The 18785-nt window shown below is 65.0% G+C and carries 17 protein-coding genes; 7 read left to right on the top strand and 10 right to left on the bottom strand.

Annotation, left to right across the window (positions count from 1 at the left end; all coding sequences use genetic code 11):
* The first annotated feature begins 10 nt into the window (after positions 1-10).
* Positions 11-1480 carry a hypothetical protein gene (locus tag BRAGE_RS0101160; RefSeq protein ID WP_035729267.1) on the top strand — a complete coding sequence of 490 codons (1470 nt, stop codon included), beginning with the start codon at positions 11-13 and terminating at the stop codon, positions 1478-1480.
* Between the two features lie 6 nt (positions 1481-1486).
* On the opposite strand, the gene BRAGE_RS0101155 is transcribed toward BRAGE_RS0101160, so the two are convergent.
* Positions 1487-2788, bottom strand: a complete 1302-nt coding sequence (locus BRAGE_RS0101155) for an MFS transporter (RefSeq protein ID WP_027560862.1) — start codon at positions 2786-2788, stop codon at positions 1487-1489.
* A gap of 373 nt (positions 2789-3161) precedes the next feature.
* Here BRAGE_RS0101155 and BRAGE_RS0101150 point away from each other — a divergent pair, with 373 nt between their 5' ends.
* From BRAGE_RS0101150 to BRAGE_RS0101140, 3 genes are all read left to right on the top strand, one after another.
* Positions 3162-4376: an ABC transporter substrate-binding protein gene (locus tag BRAGE_RS0101150; protein WP_027560863.1), complete on the top strand. Its 1215-nt coding sequence runs from the start codon at positions 3162-3164 to the stop codon at positions 4374-4376.
* A gap of 8 nt (positions 4377-4384) precedes the next feature.
* Positions 4385-6118, top strand: a complete 1734-nt coding sequence (locus tag BRAGE_RS0101145) for an FAD-dependent oxidoreductase (protein ID WP_027560864.1) — start codon at positions 4385-4387, stop codon at positions 6116-6118.
* A gap of 77 nt (positions 6119-6195) precedes the next feature.
* Complete coding sequence (locus BRAGE_RS0101140) at positions 6196-6990, top strand: IclR family transcriptional regulator (protein ID WP_027560865.1); 795 nt, start codon at positions 6196-6198, stop codon at positions 6988-6990.
* A gap of 157 nt (positions 6991-7147) precedes the next feature.
* Here BRAGE_RS0101140 and BRAGE_RS0101135 read toward each other — a convergent pair whose 3' ends face one another.
* The 8 genes from BRAGE_RS0101135 to BRAGE_RS0101100 form a co-directional block, all read right to left on the bottom strand.
* Entirely contained in the window at positions 7148-7927 is a 780-nt protein-coding gene (locus BRAGE_RS0101135; protein WP_027560866.1) for an SDR family NAD(P)-dependent oxidoreductase, read from the bottom strand.
* Between the two features lie 56 nt (positions 7928-7983).
* Positions 7984-8574, bottom strand: a complete 591-nt coding sequence (locus BRAGE_RS0101130; protein WP_027560867.1) for a thiamine pyrophosphate-dependent enzyme — start codon at positions 8572-8574, stop codon at positions 7984-7986.
* A gap of 5 nt (positions 8575-8579) precedes the next feature.
* A complete protein-coding gene (locus BRAGE_RS0101125; protein WP_027560868.1) occupies positions 8580-9110 on the bottom strand; it encodes a thiamine pyrophosphate-binding protein in 531 nt (176 codons plus the stop codon).
* A 278-nt stretch (positions 9111-9388) separates the two neighbouring features.
* On the bottom strand, positions 9389-10090 hold the full coding sequence (locus tag BRAGE_RS0101120) for a GntR family transcriptional regulator (protein WP_231164109.1): 702 nt from the start codon (positions 10088-10090) through the stop codon (positions 9389-9391).
* A 112-nt stretch (positions 10091-10202) separates the two neighbouring features.
* Positions 10203-10946, bottom strand: coding sequence for an aspartate/glutamate racemase family protein (locus BRAGE_RS0101115; RefSeq protein WP_027560870.1), 744 nt, complete (start codon positions 10944-10946; stop codon positions 10203-10205).
* Between the two features lie 9 nt (positions 10947-10955).
* Positions 10956-12221, bottom strand: coding sequence for an NAD(P)/FAD-dependent oxidoreductase (locus BRAGE_RS0101110; RefSeq protein WP_027560871.1), 1266 nt, complete (start codon positions 12219-12221; stop codon positions 10956-10958).
* Positions 12222-12224: 3 nt separating this feature from the next.
* Complete coding sequence (locus BRAGE_RS0101105) at positions 12225-13886, bottom strand: thiamine pyrophosphate-binding protein (protein ID WP_027560872.1); 1662 nt, start codon at positions 13884-13886, stop codon at positions 12225-12227.
* 145 nt (positions 13887-14031) lie between these two features.
* Positions 14032-14949, bottom strand: a complete 918-nt coding sequence (locus BRAGE_RS0101100; RefSeq protein ID WP_027560873.1) for an NAD(P)-dependent oxidoreductase — start codon at positions 14947-14949, stop codon at positions 14032-14034.
* A 115-nt stretch (positions 14950-15064) separates the two neighbouring features.
* Here BRAGE_RS0101100 and BRAGE_RS0101095 point away from each other — a divergent pair, with 115 nt between their 5' ends.
* The 3 genes from BRAGE_RS0101095 to BRAGE_RS0101085 all read left to right on the top strand — a co-directional run bounded on the left by BRAGE_RS0101095 (position 15065) and on the right by BRAGE_RS0101085 (position 17179).
* A complete protein-coding gene (locus BRAGE_RS0101095) occupies positions 15065-15901 on the top strand; it encodes a transporter substrate-binding domain-containing protein (protein WP_027560874.1) in 837 nt (278 codons plus the stop codon).
* 321 nt (positions 15902-16222) lie between these two features.
* Positions 16223-16651: a universal stress protein gene (locus tag BRAGE_RS0101090; protein ID WP_027560875.1), complete on the top strand. Its 429-nt coding sequence runs from the start codon at positions 16223-16225 to the stop codon at positions 16649-16651.
* 75 nt (positions 16652-16726) lie between these two features.
* Positions 16727-17179, top strand: coding sequence for a universal stress protein (locus BRAGE_RS0101085; protein WP_027560876.1), 453 nt, complete (start codon positions 16727-16729; stop codon positions 17177-17179).
* Positions 17180-17268: 89 nt separating this feature from the next.
* On the opposite strand, the gene BRAGE_RS0101080 is transcribed toward BRAGE_RS0101085, so the two are convergent.
* Positions 17269-18768, bottom strand: coding sequence for a carboxylesterase/lipase family protein (locus BRAGE_RS0101080; RefSeq protein WP_027560877.1), 1500 nt, complete (start codon positions 18766-18768; stop codon positions 17269-17271).
* Between the last annotated feature and the right edge of the window lie 17 nt (positions 18769-18785).

Below are 18785 nucleotides of genomic sequence, written 5' to 3'. Positions count from 1 at the left end.
TCGGCAGCGAATGCTGCAGGTCGGCTTCCTCGCCGCAATGACGGGCACGGTCCACGCCGAGATATCGATCGCGCCCGCAGAGCTAAAAGCGATCAGCAAGATCGACGTACGCTTCCAGTCCTACAACATCGAGATGGTGGAGGTGACCGGCGGACGGTTCTGGAAGCCCTATGCGCAAGGAGGCGGTCGCAGCGATCGCTACGCTTATCGACCGCCGATCGATCTCGCCAATACGCGATTGCGCAAGCTCGCCGCAGCACTCGGGCCGGCCTATTTGCGCGTGAGCGGCACCTGGGCGAATGCGACCTTTTTCGCCGACACCGACGATCCTCCGGTCGCACCGCCCGCCGGCTTCGACACCGTGCTCAGCCGCACGCAATGGCGCGGCGTCGTCGACTTCGCGCGCGTCGCCGATGCGGAGATCGTGACGTCTTTCGGCGTCAGTCCCGGCAGCCGCGACACTGACGGCGCCTGGACGCCGGATCAGGCACAGCGCCTCGTCGATTTCACGCGGTCGCTGGGCAGCCGCATTGCTGCCGCCGAGTTCATGAACGAGCCGACGCTCGCGGCGAACAATGGCCCGCCGGCGGGATATGACGCCAATGCCTATGGCCGCGACTTCAAGATCTTTCACACATGGATGAAGCGCGCATCGCCCGAGACGTTGATCGCTGGGCCTGGCTCCGTCGGCGACTCCGCCTCCTCTTCCGCCACCGGCATCAACACGCGCGATCTGCTCGCCGCATCGGGCCCGGGGCTCGATCGCGTCTCCTATCACCATTACAACACGCTCTCGCCCCGCTGCGGCGTGTACGACGATCCGGCCCAGACGCTATCCGAGGACTGGTTGTCGCGAACCGACGTCGCGCTCGCCGTCTACCGCGGCCTGCGCGACCAGTTCGAGCCGGGCAAACCGATCTGGCTGACGGAGACCGCGGATGCCGCCTGCGGCGGCAATCTGTGGGACGCGACCTTTCTCGACGGCTTTCGCTATCTCGACCAGCTCGGTCGCCTGGCCAGAGCCGGCGTGCAGGTGGTGATGCACAACACGCTTGCGGCGAGCGACTACGGCTTGCTCGACGAAAAGACGTTTCGGCCACGGCCGAACTACTGGGCCGCACTGCTATGGCATCGCCTGATGGGCACAACCGTACTCGACGCAGGCATGACCTCGACGCGCACCGTTCACGCCTATGCGCATTGTCATCCCACGGTGAAAGGTGCGGCGTCCGTCCTCCTCATCAACACGTCGCAACATGAACCGCACGCCGCAACGCTGGCCGCGCAGGCCGAGCGCTATATGCTTCGGGCGCGCCGCCTCCAGAGCGCGAGCGTGCAGTTGAACGGCACGACGCTCGCCTTGACCGACGGCGACGATCTGCCCCGCCTTACGCCGCGAGCTGTACCCGCGGGCCGGATCCGCCTGCCGCCCGCCAGCATCACCTTTCTGGTGATGCGGGACGCCGCCGCCTGCCGCTGAGTGATTTCAGGATTTCAGCGCATCGCGCGCCGTCTCCGGCGCCATCAAGGTCGCGATGATCGTGATGATCGACAGCGCGATGATGTAGACAGACACGGCCCAGTACGAGCCGGCCCATGCCAGCAGCGCCGTTGCGATCAGCGGCGAGAAGCCGCCGCTGATGGCGGCTGCCACATTGGCTCCGAGCGATGCGCCGCTGTAGCGAACCTGGGTGCGGAACAATTCCGGCATGAAGGCGGCCTTCGGCCCGAAAAGCAGCGCATGCGTCAGCGTCATCGTGACCACGAGTGCGAGCGTGATCAGCGCCGGCTCCTTGGTGTCGAGGAACCAGAACAGCGGAAACGCCAGCGCCACCGAGAACACGCCGCCGGCGAGATAGAGCGCCTTGCGGCCAAAAATGTCGGAGAGCCAGCCGGCCAGCGGCAGCGTCGCAAACTCGACGATCGCGGCATAGACCACCGCGTTCAGGATCACCTGCCGCGGCAGGCCGAGCTTCGTGGTGGCATAAACGACTGTGAAGACGGTGAGGAGATAGGCAAGGCCCACCTCCGACACCGTGATGCCGATCGCGAGCAGAAAGCTGCGCCAGTCGCGGCGGAGCACTTCCCACACCGGCTGCGCCAGCACTTCCTTGCGCTCCACGACCTCCTTGAAGTGCGGCGTCTCCGCGAGCTTGAGCCGCACGATGAAGCCGACGCCGACCAGCAAGATGCTGATCCAGAACGGCACGCGCCAGCCCCAGCTCAAAAAGTCCGCCTCGGGCAGCTGCGTCATCAGGCCGAAGATGCCGGTGGAGGCGGCGACACCGACGGGAAAGCCGATCTGGACCAGGCTGCCATAGAAGCCGCGGCGATTGCCGGCATGCTCGATCACCATCACCACCGCGCCGCTCCATTCACCCCCGAGCCCGATGCCCTGGATGAAGCGCAGGATGATGAGCAGGATCGGCGCCCACACACCAATCTGGCTATAGGTCGGCAGGCAGCCGATCAGGAAGGTGCCGAGCCCCATCGCGATCATGGTCGCGACCAGCATCTTCTTGCGCCCGAGCCGGTCGCCGTAATGCCCGATGATCGCGCCGCCGATCGGCCGCGCCACGAAACCGACCGCGTAGGTCGAGAATGCCGCGAGCGTGCCGACAAAGGGATCGAAGCTCGGGAAGAACAGCTTGTTGAGCACCAACGCGGCCGCCGTGCCGTAGATCAGGAAGTCGTACCACTCGATCGCGGTGCCGAGCGCGCTCGCCCATACCACATGCGCCGTCGTCGATTTCTCCGCCGAAGCAGAGACCCCCGCTGCTGCCGTCATTGCCACGCCCCACAGATTCCGGGGAGCATCATGGCCAATCGCGATGATGGTTGCAACCTGCGGGAGCAATTGTTCGCTCTCGTGCCGCCGACGCTGCGCAGCGTCATTGCGAGGACGAAGCAATCCAGACTGCCGCCGCGGAGAAAGTCTGGATTGCTTCGCGGAGCCTGTCATCGGGCCGCGCTTCGCGCGGACCCGGTGGCTCGCAATGACGGGCGTGGCGACATTTGTACGCATCTCCGCACCATCGTCCCGGTGGCCATGGAACCCAGTCCAGCCGTTATTCGCCATTGACAAACTCGTTCGCCAATATCTAACTTATCTCCAGAACAACTGGTCGCGCCAGGCGGCCGATAAAAGAGAGGGAACGACGATGAGAGGGCTTTTGGCCTGCGCCATGCTCGCAGCCATGACTTCTTCTGCCATGATCACAGCTGCAACCGCGCAAGTCTCCGACGACGCCGTGCGCATCGGCGTACTGACGGATCTGTCGAGCTGGGGCCGCGACAACTCTGGGCCGGGCTCGGTCGAGGCCGCAAAAATGGCGGTGGAGGAGTTCGGTCCGACCGTGCTCGGCAAGCCGATCGAGATCATCAGCGCCGACCACCAGATGAAGACCGACGTCGGCGTGCAGATCGTGCGCGGCTGGTTCGACAACGGCAAGGTCGATGCCGTTGTCGACATCCCCAATTCCGGCATCGCCATCGCCGTGCACAATATGGTGCGCGAGCGCAACAAGATCGCCCTGCTTTCCGGCCCCGGCGCGAGCTCGCTGACCGACGAGCTGTGCAGCCCGAACACGGTGCACTTTACCTACGACACCTACGCGCTGTCGAAGGTGACGGCGTCCGCCGTGATCAAGGAAGGCGGAAAGTCCTGGTACTTCATCACCGCCGACTACGCCTTCGGCCAGCAGCTCGAGAAGGACGCGACGCGCTTCATCAACGAGATGGGCGGCAAGGTGCTCGGCGGCGTCAAGCATCCGACCAACACCGCGGATTTTTCGTCCTTCGCGTTGCAGGCGCAGAGCTCGAAATCCGATGTCGTCGCCTTCGCCAATGCCGGCCAGGATACCGACAACGCGATCAAGCAGTCCGGCGAGTTCGGCCTCGTCCAGGGCGGTCAGAAGCTCGTGGGCTTGCTCATGTTCGACACCGACGTGCATGCGATCGGGTTGAAGGCCGCACAGGGCACCTACATGACCACGGCCTCCTACTGGAACATGGACGAGGCGACCCGTGCCTGGTCCAAGAAGTTCTACGAGCGCACCAATGTCATGCCGACCATGATCCAGACCGGCGTCTATGGCTCGGTGCTACATTATCTCAAGGCCATCAAGGCGGCCGGCACCGACGATCCGGCCAAGGTCATGGCCAAGATGCGCGAGCTGCCGATCGAGGATACTTTCGTGCATGGCGGCAAGTTGCGCGAGGACGGCCGCGTCATCCGCGATATGTATCTCGCCAAGGTGAAAACGCCCGAGCAGTCCAAGGAGCCCTGGGACTATCTGGAGATCGTCAAGACCGTGAAGGGCGAGGACGCCTTCCGCCCGGTCTCCGAATCCAAATGCCCGCTGCTGAAGAAGTGAGGTGAGACATGGCCGGCAACGAGCGCAACGCAAGCGAAACATACGAGTGCGATGTGCTCGTGGCCGGATCGGGCTGCTCCGGCATGTCGGCCGCGATAACCGCGCGCTACCGTGGCCTCGACGTGCTGATCGTCGAGAAAGAGCCGCGCTTCGGCGGCACCACCGCCCGCTCCGGCGGCTGGCTGTGGATCCCCGGCACATCGCTGGCAAAGGCTTATGGCATCACGGAGACGCCGGACCAGGCGCGCACCTACTTGCGCCACGAGGCCGGCAACAATTACGACGCGGCGCGTGTCGATGCGTTCCTGAGCGCCGGCCCCGAGGCAGTCGACTTCTTCACGAGCAAGACGGCGCTCCGTTTCGACATGCCGCTGGTCTTCCCCGACTATCACGCCGAAGCGCCCGGCGGCGCGCAGGGCGGCCGCTCCATGGTGGCGCGACCGTTCGACGGCCGCGAGCTCGGCGACCAGATCAAGTCGCTCGGCATGCCCCTACCCGAGCTCACCGTGTTCGGCATGATGCTGGGAAGCGGCAAGGAGATCATCCACTTCATGCGCGTGACGAAGTCGCTGACGTCGGCGGTCTATGTCGCCAAGCGGCTTTCGCGGCATCTCATGGACGTGATGCGCTACGGCCGCGGCATGACGCTGACCAACGGCAATGCGCTCGCCGGGCGTCTCGCGAAGTCGGCGCAGGATTTGAAGATTCCGATGTGGCTGTCCTCGCCGGTGCGCGAGCTGACGGTCGAGAACGGCGCTGTCACAGGCGCGATCGTGTCGCGTGAGGGCCGCAACGTGCGCGTCCGCGCGCGGCAGGGCGTCGTGCTCGCCTGCGGCGGTTTTCCGCATGACGTCGAACGTCGCAAAAAGATGTTTCCGCATGCGCCGACCGGCGTTGAGCATTTTTCGCCGGGACCGACCGGAAATACCGGCGACGGCCTCCGCCTTGCTGAAAGCGCTGGCGGACATGTCGAGGATCGCCTGCCGAACGCGGCGGCGTGGGTGCCGGTGTCGCTGACCACGCGCAAGGACGGATCCAAGGGCGTGATGCCGCATTTCATCGACCGCGCCAAACCCGGCGTGATCGCGGTGATGCGCGACGGCAAGCGCTTCGCCAACGAAGGCAATTCCTATCACGACTTCGTCCAAGCCATGATCAAGGCTGCCAAGCCCGGCGAGGAGATCGCAGCCTATCTCGTGTGCGATCACCAGACGCTGCGCAAATACGGCCTCGGCTGCGTGCCGCCGTTCCCGATGCCGCTGGGTCATCACCTCGATACCGGTTATCTCATGCGCGGCGACACGCTCGAAGCGCTGGCCGCAAAGGCCGGCATCGATGCCGAGGCGTTCGCCGAGACCGTCAGGCAGTTCAATGCGACCGCGCCGCTGGGCCACGACGCCGCCTTCGGCAAGGGCTCAAAAGCCTATAACCGCTACCAGGGCGACGCCATGCATGGTCCCAATCCCTGCATCGCGCCGATCGAGAACGGCCCGTTCTATGCCATCAAGATGGTGATCGGCGATCTCGGCACCTATGCCGGCATCGTCACCGACGAGAACGCGCAGGCGCTCGACGCCGAGGGCCGGGTGATTCCCGGCCTCTATGCCGCCGGCAACGATATGGCGAGCATCATGGGCGGCAATTATCCCGGCGCCGGCATCACGCTTGGGCCGGCGCTGACCTTCGGCTACATTGCCGGCCGTCATCTCGCCGACAGCGCCGCCAAGCGCGACGCGGCGTAGAGCATGATCCGGAAAAGTGTGCAGCGGTTTTCCGAAGAGATCATGCTCAAACAAGAACTCAAGCGCATCGGAGGCGCATGAAGAGAGAAAGCCGCGGCATCCAGTCGATCGAGGTCGGCGGAGAATTGCTCCGCGCGCTCGCCAGGAGCGGCGAGCCGATGATGCTGCGCGATCTCGCCCGCGAAGCCGGCATGACGCCGGCCAAGGCGCATCCCTACCTCGCCAGCTTCTCCCGCATCGGCCTGATCGAGCAGGACGAGACCACCGGCCGCTACGAGATCGGCGCGCTGGCGCTGGAGCTTGGCCTGATCAGCCTGCGTCGTCTCTCCGGCGTGCGCATCGCGCGGCCGAAGATTGCAGCACTCGCGAGCCAGATCGGCCACGCGGTGTCGCTGGCAGTCTGGGGCACGCACGGCCCGACGGTGGTGCAGCTGGAAGAGCCCGGCCAACCCGTGCACATCGTGATGCGCGCGGGCTCGGTGATGGCGCTGCTGGAGACCGCGACTGGGCGCGCCTTTGCGGCGTTCCTGCCGGAGAAGACCATCAATGCCGCACTCGAAAGCGGGCTCGATCGCCACGGTGTCGGCTACAATCCGAAGCGCGCCGTGAAAGGCGCCAAGGTCACGGAGATGCTGGCCGAGGTCCGCAAGCACGGCCTCGCCCGCGCGCTGGGCGATCCGCTGCCCGGCGTCAATGCGTTCTCCGCACCCGTGTTCGATCATTCCGGCCATGTCGCATTGGTCATCACCGCGATGGGCCCGGAAGGCACGTTTGACGCGCTCTGGGACAGCCCGATCGCGCACGCGCTGCGAGATTGCGCTGGCGGGATCTCGAAGCGGCTGGGCTATGGGATGACGGTTGCGGCGGAGTGAGGCTTCGCAGCCCAGCACAAACACGGCTGTCATGCCCCGCGAAGGCGGGACATCCAGTACGCCGCGGCGGATGTGGCGAGAGCGAGCTCTTACGCCCGCCTCTGGAATACTGGATCGCCCGGTCAAGCCGGGCGATGACACCGAGAATGGAGCCGTCCTACTTCTCCTTCACCGGTACCGTGTAGTTCAGGATCAGCCGCCCGCCGTCGGGATAGATGGTCTGCCCGGTGATATACGACGCATCATCGCTTGCGAGAAACGCGACCACCGATGCCACCTCGCTCGGCTCGCCGCCGCGTCCCGCAGGCGTACGCGACATCACGGTCTTCCGCGCATCCTCGGACGTGTAGATCGATGACGCCACCATGTCGGTCAAAATCGTGCCCGGCCCCACCGCGACGACGCGGATGTTGTGCGGGGCGAGCGCAACGGCAGCGACTGACGTCAGCTGCTTCATGCCGCCCTTGGACATCGCGTAGGTCGCAAGCGCCGGGATCGCGAGCAGCGCGTTCACCGAGGACATGTTGATGATGACGCCACCGCCGCCTTGCGCGATCATCTGTCTTGCTGCTGCCTGCACGCCGAAGAATGCGCCCTTCAGGTTGATGCCGATGATCTCGTCGAATTCCACTTCGGAGATCTCAAGGAGGTCCCGGTTGCGGGCGACGCCGGCATTGTTGACCATGATGTCGAGCCGGCCGAATTCTTTCACGGCGGTTGCGACGAGCTGATCCACGTCGGTGCGCTTGGCGACATTGCCGACGACAGTGCGCAATGCGTCCGGCCGCCCGAGCTCGGCGGCCGTTGCAGCCAGACCCTCGGCATCGACGTCGGAGATGACGACCTTGACGCCGTCGTCGAGGAATCTCTTTGCGCAGGCCTTGCCGATGCCGCGCGCCGCACCGGTGATGGCGGCGACCTTGCCGGATAGTTTCATGGTCTCACTCCAGAATAGCTGCTTGCGGCAGGCCTAAGCCGGATGAGGACCGAGGGCTAGGCCGCCGCAAACCCGAGATGAGCACGGAACCGGTTCTTGATAAAGACGGCATCGCGCGAGGGCAGCGAGCGCGGCGGATTTTCGGCCAGAACCTTGATGACAAAAAGCCGCGGGCCACCGACCGGTTCGGCCATTTGCGCGGCGAGGCGTTGCACTTCCTCAAGCGTCCGCACGGTTCCGGTCGCGGCAAAGCCGCAGGCCGTGGCGATGGCGGTGAGATCGACACCGCGGCCGGTGTGGCTCGCCTGCATCCCGGTCTCGCCAAAATGCTGGTTGTCGATCACGACGATGTCGAGATTGCGCGGGCGCGCGACGCCGATGGTGGCGATGCCGCCGAGGCCCATCAACTGCTCGCCGTCACCGGTCAAGGCGAGAACGCGCTTTCCCGGCTGCGCCTGCGCGAGCCCAAGCCCGATCAGCGCGGCGCCGCCCATGGCGCCCCAGAGATAAAAATTGTCGTCACGGTCGCCGGTCGCATGCAGATCGTAGGTCGGCGAGCCCAGGCCAGAGACAACCAGCATGTCCTTGCGGTTCCTCAGGAGTGCCGCGACGGCAACGCGGCGATCGAGTTGGGAAGGATTGGACATCGACATCACCACTTCTTCTTGCCGATCAAGCGCTGCCCGATCAGGACCGCGATCTGCTGGTCGGATTCATAGGCGAGCGCGGCCGCGGATTCGACAGTCTCGACCAGGTCTTCCGCCGTCTCCGCGCGCATCACCTTCAGGCCGATGGCTTCGAGCGAGGGCTGCGTCGCCCGGCTCATCGGCACTTGCCAGGGATTGAACTCGGCCCATTCGCCGCGCATCGTCACCAGCATCAGAAGCGGAAAGCGGCCGATCGCCGACAGCGACAGCATGTTGATGCAATTGCCGACGCCGCTCGACTGCATCAGCAGCACGCTGCGCTGGCCGCCAAGCCAGGCGCCCGCGGCAATGGCGATGCCCTCCTCCTCCGTCGTCAGCACATTGGTGGTGACGTCGTGGTCGGCCGAGAACATGCGGATGAGCTGGCTGTGGCCGGCGTCGGGGACGTAGGACATCTGCCTGACGTCGGCGGCCTTCAGGATGCGATAGAGCTCGGACGGCCAGTCGGTTTCGGGATTGGGCTTGGGGCTGTGCACCGCGTGTCTCCGTGACTTTCGAGCGGCACGCTAGCGATGTTCGCGCGCGACGGCTCTGACCGTCTGGCACGATCAGGTATTGAAAGATTGTATAGCTGGCGTTGGCCGCGGCATCCGCGCCTCTCCTCCCTCGCCCCGTTCTTACGGGGAGAGGGTTGGGGTGAGGGGCTCCCTCCATACGAAGAGTCCACCGATAGACCTGTACCCCCTCACCCGGATTGCATCTTCGATGCAATCCGACCTCTCCCCGCAAGCGGGGCGAGGTGAAAAGAAGAGCCTCAATTCGTCGCAGCTCTTGCCGTGGTCGGCATATAGATCTGCGCGTAGCCTTCCTTGATCGCGGCCGTGATGCGGTCGAGGCGGCGATCGATGTGCTTCTCCAGCACTGACACGCAAGCCTCCTCATTTCGCGCCTTCAAACCTTCGACCACCGCGCGGTGCTCGGCCTGGGTGTTCGAGCGGTTGACGCGGTCCATGTCGATCCAGCGCACGAAGCGGATGCGGGCGTTGACGTTGCGCAGGACGCGCAGCATCTCGGCATTGTTCGACATCGCCATCAGCCGTTCGTGGAAGGTCTCGTCCAGCTCGACCAGCTCCACCGATGTGCGCTCGCCGGGATCGGGACCGGTGGCTTCGAGGAATTTCAACAGCGCGTCGATGTCCTCGTCCTTGGCGCGCTTGACGGCGAGGCGGACCGCAGCGACCTCGATCGACTTGCGCAGCTCGTAGAGATCGAAGATCTCGTGCGCATCGAGCTCGCGGCAGAAAAACCCCTTGCCCGGCGTGAAGCGCAGGAAGCCTTCGGTGTTGAGACGGTTGAGCGCTTCGCGCAGTGGCGTGCGGCTGACACCAAGCCGCTTGGCCAGCTCGCCCTCGTTGAGCCGCTCGCCCGGCTTGAACTCATAGCTCACGGCCATCGCCTTGAGCTGCTCATAGACGCGATCGACGATACTATCGGAAGCCAGTTCCACGTTGCTCATCATCAACTGCATTCATGACCGAACACAACACAATATACCGGGGCCTTGTGGACAATGGCAATGCACACGGCAGAGCTGGCAGAGACTGTTCAAGGCTTTGCGACGGATGGAATCAGGCAAAGGCGCGCGGGCGCAGTCCAGCATGAAACCAGGTGATCATGGAATAGATGTCGTAGACCGGCAGCCCGACCTCGGCCTGCAACGCGGCCGCATAGGGCGGCATGTTGGTGCATTCGAGCACGATCGCGCCGACATCGGGGTTTTTGGCGACGAGCTCCTTGCCCGCCTCGACCACGTCGCGCTCGGCTTGCGCGACGTCCATGTCGTCCTTCTCGGCCTTGATCAGGACGCGGAAGAATTCCTTGCCGTGCTCGGTGCCGACCAGCGGCGTGTCGAGCGGCACGCCGGCGCCTTCGAGATGGGCCGGCGTCAGGGTCGAGCCCGACACAGTGACGAGGCCGACGCGCTTGCCCGGCGGCAAGGTCGCCTGCACCCAGGGCACCTGCATCAGCGACGAGGTCGCGACCGGCACGCCGACGGCCGCCGCGATCTCCTTCTGGAACAGCGAGAGGAAGCCGCAATTGGTGGTGATGGCCTCGGCCCCGAGCCGCACCAGGTCCTTCGCAGCATCGATGAAGTCAGGCAACAGGCCCGCAGCGCCCTTCAGCACCACCTTCTCAGGCGACGCCCCGCTCACCACGCGATAGAGCACCGGGAATGGCCAGGTCGTGCCATTGCCCATGTCGCCGGGAATGCGGGGAAAGCGCGCCTCCAGCATCAAAATGCCGAGCGGCGCGCCGTAGATCGCCTTGCCGCCACGGGCGATGCTGGAGGATGCGTTGGCTGGACTGGTCATGATGCGACCTCAGAGGAAGCGAGTGGGCGCGAACGGCGCCAGCGGAATCTCAGGCGTCTTGCCGCTCAGGAGCTGGGCGACGAGACGCCCCGTACGGGCCGAGCCGACCAGGCCGACATGGCCGTGGCCGAAAGCGTAGACGATGTCGCGTGAGGCGCGCGCGTGGCCGATGCACGGCAGTCCATCTGGCATGCTCGGGCGATGGCCGAACCAGGTCTTGATGCGCGAGGGCGGAATATCCTTCGGCAGCTTTGGGAACATGCTGAAGAGGTTGTCGCGCAAGATCTCGGCACGCTTCCAGTTCGGCGCGGCCTCAAGACCTGCGATCTCGACCGTACCGGCGGCGCGCAGGCCCTTGTTGGTCCAGTTCACGACCATCTTGGCGTCGGACGCCATCATCGAGCTGCGCGGGCCGGATTCCGGATTCTCGATCATGACGTGATAGCCGCGCTCGGTCTCGAGCGGCAAGGGATCGCCGACCGATGCGGTGAGCTGTTTTGACCGCGCACCGGCGGCGACGACGACAGCGTCACAAGCTATCTCGCCGGTCCCGGTGAGCACGGCAACGAGCTTGTTGCCGGAGAGCTTCAGACCGGTCGCCTTGGCCCGCACGTGCTTCGCGCCGCTGGCGATCGCATGATTGGCAAGAGCCGCAACATAAGCGCCGGGATCGCGACAGCGGCCGGCTTCCTCCACCACCACGCCAAAGGTGTATCGCGGATGCAGGTCCGGCTCGCGCTGACGCATCTCGTCGGCATTGAGCTCCAGCCATTCGACGCCGACCTTCTTGCGCAGGCGCCAGCCGAGGTCGTTGTCGAAATTACCGCGCGAGGGGAAGACGTGCATCACGCCGTTGCGCTCGACCAGTTCCGGCACGCCCGCTTCTTCCGCAAGCTTCCGGTGCAGCAGCGGCGCGTCCTTGAGGAGATCGCGCAGCGCGAACGCCGTCTTCTCGACCCGCGCCTCGGTCCAGCCCGAGAGAAGATATTTGATCAGCCAGGGTAGCGCCTTCGGCAAGTACGACCAGCGGATCGCGAGCGGGCCGAGCGGATCCATCAGATAGCCCGGCACCTTCTTCCAGACGCCCGGCTCGGCCGGCGGGATCACCGAATGCGAGGACAGCCAGCCGGCATTGCCGTAGCTCGCCGCCTGCTCTCCGCCCGGCTCTCCCGGATCGATCAGCGTGACGCGATGGCCCTCGCGCAGCGCCTCGATCGCACTGATCACGCCGACTGCGCCGGCGCCGATAATCGCGACGTGGCGGCCCTCCGGCATCGCCTACGCCTTCACCTGCGGCACAAAATCCTTGCCGACTGAAATCGCGCGCGGATCGATAATGCAGTGAAGGATCGACGGCTTGCCCGAGGCCAGCGCACGCTCGAACGCAGGCGCGAATTCTTCGGTGCGCTCGACGCGCTCGCCATGGCCGCCGAACGCCTTTGCATACATCGCAAAATCAGGGTTCTTCAACTGCGTGCCGACGACGCGGCCGGGATAGTCGCGCTCCTGGTGCATGCGGATGGTGCCGTATTGCGAGTTGTCGACGACGATCACGATCAGCGGCGCGTCGTACTGCACGGCGGTCGCGAATTCCTGGCCGTTCATCAGGAAGCAGCCGTCGCCGGCGAATGCGACGACGACACGGTCAGGATATTGCCGCTTGGCGAGCACGCCCGCCGGCACACCATAGCCCATCGAGCCCGAGGTCGGCGCGAGCTGCGCCGCGAAGCTGTGGAAGCGGTGGTGGCGATGGATCCAGCCGGCATAATTGCCGGCGCCGTTGCAGACGATCGTGTCCTTCGGCAGCCGGTCGCGCAGCCAGGTCATGACCTGACCATACTGGAACGTGCCCGGCAGCTCGCGCGCCTTGTCGGTCCAGGCGAGATAATCGGCATGCGCCTTGGCGGCTTCGCCCTTCCAGGCAACCGTCCCAGTGGGCTTCAGCGTCTCGACGGCGGCGGCGAATGCGGCCGGTGACGCCTGAATCGCCAGCGCCGGCTGATAGACGCGGCCGAGCTCTTCCGAGCCCGGATGCACGTGGATCAGCTTTTGCTTCGGCGAGGGAATGTCGAGCAGCGTGTAGGATGAGGACGGCATCTCCGACATGCGGCCGCCGATCAGCAGGATGACGTCGGCGTTGTCGATGCGCGCCTTCAGCCCCGGGCTCGGCCCGATGCCGAGATCGCCGGCATAGTGCGAATGATCGGCGTCGATCAGCGATGCGCGGCGGAACGAGGTCGCGACCGGCAGGTCGAACCGCTCGGCAAAGCGCGCGATGCTCTTGGTGGCGTCATCGGTCCAGCGCGAGCCGCCGAGGATGACGAGCGGCGCCTTGGCGCTGGCGAGCATCGCGCCGACGCGCTCGATATCATCCGGCGCCGGCCAGCTCACCGCCGGCTCGATCCGCATGGCGTCGGCAACGGCGGCGGTCTCGGTCAGCATGTTCTCCGGCAGCGCGATCACGACGGGACCGGGACGGCCCTGCATGGCGACGCGGAAGGCGCGCGCGACCAGCTCGGGAATGCGATCGGGCCGATCGATCTCGACCGCCCATTTCGCCATGGGGCCGAACACCGCCTTGTAATCGAGCTCCTGGAACGCCTCGCGCTCGCGCATGCCGGTATCGACCTGGCCGACGAACAGGATCATCGGCGTCGAATCCTGCATCGCGATGTGGACGCCATGGCTGGCGTTGGTCGCGCCGGGGCCGCGGGTGACGAAGCAGATGCCGGGCCGTCCCGTGAGCTTGCCATAGGCCTCCGCCATCATCGCCGCGCCGCCTTCGGCGCGGCAGATCACGACGTCGATCGGGCTGTCATGCAGCGCGTCCAGCGCCGCCAGATAGCTCTCGCCCGGCACGCAGGTGACGCGCCCGACGCCCTGCGCGACCAGCTGATCGATCAGGATCTGGCCCCCGGTGCGGGTGTTGCGAATGGTCATAACGGCTCCCTGCTGGCTCTGGCGGTGCGCTCGACGCCGCGCGCAAATCTCGTTCGGAGGTGGGTAGGACAGGCGGGCAGAGCGCGCAAGATCGAAAGGTCTCTCCTCTCCTGCGCAGGCATCATGCCCGGCTTCGATGGTTGCACTACCGGCCGCCTGCAATGATGCGGCGGCAGTGATCGAGCGCCGCGCCGATCAGATTGTCGCTCGCCTCGGGGGTGCGGAACGCCGAATGCGCCGACAGCGTCACGTTCGGCAGCTTCGTCAGCGGATGGCCCGGCGGCAGCGGCTCGACGGTGAAGACGTCGAGGCCGGCATGGGCGATGTGGCCGGAGCGCAAGCCATCCAGCATCGCGTCCTCGTCGACCACGGCGCCGCGTGCGGTGTTGATCAGGATGCTCCCCTGGCGCATCATCGCGATGCGCTCGCGCGACAGGAACCCCTTGGTCTCGTCGTTGAGCAGCAGATGCAGCGAGACGACATGGCTTTCGGCGAGCAGCTTCTCCAGCGCAACGAATTCGACGCCCGGATGGGTCTTCGGCGACCTGTTCCAGGCGATCACCTTCATGCCGCAGCCCGCCGCCATCCGCGCGGCTTCCGCGGCGATGCCGCCAAAGCCGATCAGGCCGAGCGTCTTGCCGGTGAGCTGGACCGCATCGCGGCGCAGCCAGTTACCCTCGCGCATGCCGCGATCCATCTCGCCAAAGCTCTTCGCCGAGGCCCACATCAGCGCGATCGCGCATTCGGCGACCGCGGTATCGCCATAGCCTTTGATGGTGTGAACCGAGATGCCGCGTCCGGCCAGCTCTTCCGGATTCATGTAGCTGCGCGCGCCGGTGCCGAGAAAGACGACGTGCTTCAGCCCGGCACATTTCGCGGCAACCGCCGTCGGCACCGCGGTATGATCGACGATCATGATCTCGGCGCCATCGAGCAGGCGCGGCAGGTCGTCGGGCGAGATCGCGGGATTGCGGTTGATGGCGACCGGAAGATTGTCTGCGCGCAGCAGCTTTTCGGTCACCGCGGCAAGGGTGTCGTTGGCGTCGACGAAGAGGGCACGCACGTGCTTGGCTATCCCATTCAATTCAAAATACCGACTTGCATTTTAAACTGAATACAGAAATAGTCCAGACGCCGGGTTTGAACGTTCAGCAGAAGCGATTGCCCAGGAGACTGCCATGAATCGCAGGGACGCACTCACCACCGTTGCCCTCGCCGGCGCCGCGATCGCCGCAACCGGTTCGGCCAGGGCCGACACCGCGCCCGGCTCGACGCTCGAACGGATCAAGAAGAGCGGCGTGCTGCGTATCGCCGTCATCGCCGGCCAGGACCCCTACTTCCACAAGGACCTCACCACCAATCAATGGTCGGGCGCCTGCATCGACATGGCGAACGACATCGCCGGCAAGTTAGGGGCCAAGGTCGAGACGCTGGAATCGACCTGGGGCAACCAGATCCTGGATCTGCAGGCCGACAAGATCGACCTCGCCTTCGCCGTGAATCCGACGCCGGAGCGCTCGCTGGTGATCGACTTCTCCACGCCGATCCTGGTGCACTCCTTCACCGTCATCACCAAGAAGGGTTTTGCCAAGCCGCAGACCTGGGCCGAACTCAACAAGCCCGAGGTCAAGATCGCCATCGACATCGGCTCAACGCACGAGACGATCGCGCGTCGCTACTGCCCGAAGGCGAACATCCTCGGCTTCAAGACGCGCGACGAGGCAATCCTCGCGGTGTCGACGGGCCGCGCCGACTGCAACGTCTCGCTGGCCGTGCTGTCCATCTTCACGCTGAAGAAAAATCCGACGCTTGGCGACCTCGCCATCCCGCGTCCGCTCCTGACGCTGCCGACCAATCTCGGCATCCGCGCCGAATCCGATCGTCGCTACAAGGATTTCCTCAGCGCCTGGGCCGACTACAACCGTTCGCTGGGCCAGACCCGCGAATGGCTCTTGAAGGCCTATGAAACCGTCGGCCTCGGCGCCGAGGACATCCCGAGCGAAGTGCAGTTCTAGAACGGCCGGCAAGGGCGGATTTGGCTTTAAGCTGAATCGACCAGCCGCGGGCTCCCTACCCTCTCCCGCAAGCAGGAGAGGGAGCGCACCTCCTTCGTTTGCAGCATCAAAACCAATCTCATTGCGCACTAATCCCCTGACACCCGCGCGGCGTCGGGGCGTGACGTCCGCCCCGACAGACGTCGAGGTTGTGCCAATTGCGGACATCCGGATCGCGGTACGATGAGCCGATAGGTTGATTTATCTCAAGACTGCATTCGGAACGCGAGCTAGCTTATCTTCGCAAGGCAGCGATACGTCCGGACAATCGGGAGGTAGAGCATGTACCGGCACATTCTCATTCCGACAGATGGGTCTGAGCTAGCGGAGCGTGGGGTCGCGCACGGATTGGCGCTGGCGAAATCCCTTGGGGCCACCGTATCCTTCATCTTCGTTGTGGAACCATTTTCCGAAGTGTCAGGCCGGTTCCTCGAAGCAATCGCAACATATGCCGAGTTGCGCAAGGAACAGGCCGCGAGCGTATTGGACGGCGCGGCAAATGCGGCCAGGACGGCCGGCATTTCCTGCGAGACGATTCAAGCGGAGAGCGGGCAACCCCATCAGGCCATCATCGCAGCCGCCACGGACAAAGACTGCGATCTCATCGTCATGTCGTCGCATGGGCGCAGCGGACTTGCCGCGCTTGTCATCGGGAGCGTGACAAACAAGGTGCTGACGCACGCACGGACCCCTGTCCTGGTCTGTCCATGAATGTGAGCCCCCTGTTGAAGTCAAACCACCGCACCGGAAGATGGCGACAGGGTCGTCCAGAAAAGGAGCCTCCAGATGTACACCCGGATCCTCTTAAGCACGGACGGATCGGACGTCGCGAGAAACGGCATTAAGCATGGGATTGCTTTGGCAAAGGCCCTGAAGGCCAAGGTGACAGTCATCGCCGTGACGGAATCATTGCCAATCGACTACGGGAGCGGACACGCCTCGGGATGGATACCCTCGCAGCAGGAATTTGATAGCTTCGACGCGGCCTGCAAGGAACGTGCGGGCAAAGTCCTCGACGACGCGCGAGCTTTGGCAGAGCAAGCCGGGATATCCGCAGAACTCTTGCACGTTCCGAATGCGCACCCGGCCACCGCGATTATCGAAACAGCAAAGTCAGGAGGCTGCGACCTGATCGTCATGGGCTCTCATGGGCGCCGCGGTCTCAAGAAGCTATTCCTGGGGAGTCAAACATCGGAGGTCTTGGCCGACGGAAGCGTGCCGGTGTTGGTCGTGCACTAACGAACGGAAATAACGGCGCGGGCTTGGTGAAAGCCGGCTCCCAGCCGGCGGAGCTAAGTCACGCCGCCCGGCATTCTTGTTCGAGAGGCTCATCCTGCCTCCCTGATTTTCCTCTTGTCGTTGTCGCTCGCGCTCAGCTCCGCCCACAGGCGGGAGCGCACACCTTCGTTGAGCGGCGCAATATGGAACGGCTGGCCGAAGATGGCGAGCGGCTCCTGGGGCAACTCGAACCGCGGCCAGGCTTCCGCAACATCGGGTACACCTGATGTGACGAAGCGCAGCAAGCTTGTCTGAAACCGCGCGGCGACATCGATATCGGCGGGCGTCATCGGTCCACCCTTCCGCTTCAGGATGGGACGGTCGATGAAATTGGGCAGATGCGCCCAGAGGCAGGCATTATCGGCACCGTGGGTCGGCCCCTGCGACAGGAACGGTTCCAGCGCCGGACGATGGTCGAACCGGCTCAACCACACCGCACCGCCTGCCGCGGCATGCAGTCGCGCGAGATCGGCCATCGGACGATGCCAGAACGCATCCGACAGCAGCGCCTCGTACGGATCCTCGTCGGCGCACGCGGTGGCGCGATAGTAGGACAGCAGTCGCCCCCAGCCGGCATCGCCAAAGGCGGCACGCACCTGACGCTCGGTGGTGCGGATCATCGCGGCCGGCGGGGTGCTCTTCAGGAACATCACCATCTCGTCGCGGCAGGAGCCGAGCCAGAGCGGGATGTCGCGCAAGCTGCCGCCCGCCAAGACGTCGCGCGGCTCGCGCGGGATCACGGTGCCGTCGAGCACCGGGCCAAACACGGTGCCTGATGCGGTCTCATCCGCGATCATGCGGCCGACACGCTCCACGGCCGCGAACAGTTTTGGCAGTGGCGCGGAAGCGATCGCGCCGGGATCGCGCGCCGGCTCGAGCTCGTCGAGCACACGCTGCGCGACCTCGTCGGCATGATCCGAGGTCATGATGGTCCGTCCGGGAGCGCTCAGTGCGAGCGCCCGAATGAACTTGCCTCTGGCTTCCGGCAGGGTCGCGAGCGCGATCACCATGGAGGCGCCGGCGGACTGACCGGACAGCGTGATGACGTCGGGATCGCCGCCGAAATTTGCGATGTTGGCATGCACCCAGTCGAGCGCGGCGAGCGCATCCGTGATGGCGAGGTTGTTGGCTGCATCGAGGCCGTGGCGATGCAGTTGCAGGAAGCCGAGCGGGCCGAGCCGATAGTTGATGGTCACGACCACCGCAGGACCGCGCGCGGCGAGGAAGCTGCCGTCATAATCGGCGCCGCCGCCGGTGACAAAGGCACCACCATGGATGAAGAACATCACCGGCAGCGGCCGATCCACCCCTGCCGGCGTCCAGATGTTCAGGCTGAGACAGGACGCCTCATCGGCCTGCTCGAGATGGCCGGGCTGCGGCGCATAGGCGCCATAGTCCATGCAATGGCGCGGCTCCGTCCAGGCGCGCGGTGCTATCGCCTTGGCAAAACGCCGCGCGGTCGCGAACGGCACGCCCTTGAAAGCGCGCATGCCGTTCCGCTCGGCGCCGACGATCGGCCCGCTCGTGGTCGAGACTGCGTTGGTCAGCATGCGATCCCTATCCCCTC

Origin of the sequence: Bradyrhizobium genosp. SA-4 str. CB756 (assembly GCF_000473125.1) — a bacterium.
In the GTDB taxonomy this organism is placed as follows: Bacteria; Pseudomonadota; Alphaproteobacteria; order Rhizobiales; family Xanthobacteraceae; genus Bradyrhizobium; species Bradyrhizobium arachidis.
Note: the sequence above shows the minus strand (reverse complement) of the source record. Positions and strands in the feature narration are given on the sequence as shown.

Coding starts and splice junctions, on each gene's coding strand:
- BRAGE_RS0101155 (WP_027560862.1), bottom strand. CDS start 2,788: ATGACGGCAGCAGCGGGGGTCTCTGCTTCGGCGGAGAAATCGACGACG.
- BRAGE_RS0101135 (WP_027560866.1), bottom strand. CDS start 7,927: ATGAAACTATCCGGCAAGGTCGCCGCCATCACCGGTGCGGCGCGCGGC.
- BRAGE_RS0101090 (WP_027560875.1), top strand. CDS start 16,223: ATGTACCGGCACATTCTCATTCCGACAGATGGGTCTGAGCTAGCGGAG.
- BRAGE_RS0101110 (WP_027560871.1), bottom strand. CDS start 12,221: ATGCCGGAGGGCCGCCACGTCGCGATTATCGGCGCCGGCGCAGTCGGC.
- BRAGE_RS0101145 (WP_027560864.1), top strand. CDS start 4,385: ATGGCCGGCAACGAGCGCAACGCAAGCGAAACATACGAGTGCGATGTG.
- BRAGE_RS0101120 (WP_231164109.1), bottom strand. CDS start 10,090: ATGAGCAACGTGGAACTGGCTTCCGATAGTATCGTCGATCGCGTCTAT.
- BRAGE_RS0101115 (WP_027560870.1), bottom strand. CDS start 10,946: ATGACCAGTCCAGCCAACGCATCCTCCAGCATCGCCCGTGGCGGCAAG.
- BRAGE_RS0101150 (WP_027560863.1), top strand. CDS start 3,162: ATGAGAGGGCTTTTGGCCTGCGCCATGCTCGCAGCCATGACTTCTTCT.
- BRAGE_RS0101105 (WP_027560872.1), bottom strand. CDS start 13,886: ATGACCATTCGCAACACCCGCACCGGGGGCCAGATCCTGATCGATCAG.
- BRAGE_RS0101130 (WP_027560867.1), bottom strand. CDS start 8,574: ATGTCCAATCCTTCCCAACTCGATCGCCGCGTTGCCGTCGCGGCACTC.
- BRAGE_RS0101160 (WP_035729267.1), top strand. CDS start 11: ATGCTGCAGGTCGGCTTCCTCGCCGCAATGACGGGCACGGTCCACGCC.
- BRAGE_RS0101085 (WP_027560876.1), top strand. CDS start 16,727: ATGTACACCCGGATCCTCTTAAGCACGGACGGATCGGACGTCGCGAGA.
- BRAGE_RS0101140 (WP_027560865.1), top strand. CDS start 6,196: ATGAAGAGAGAAAGCCGCGGCATCCAGTCGATCGAGGTCGGCGGAGAA.
- BRAGE_RS0101080 (WP_027560877.1), bottom strand. CDS start 18,768: ATGCTGACCAACGCAGTCTCGACCACGAGCGGGCCGATCGTCGGCGCC.
- BRAGE_RS0101095 (WP_027560874.1), top strand. CDS start 15,065: ATGAATCGCAGGGACGCACTCACCACCGTTGCCCTCGCCGGCGCCGCG.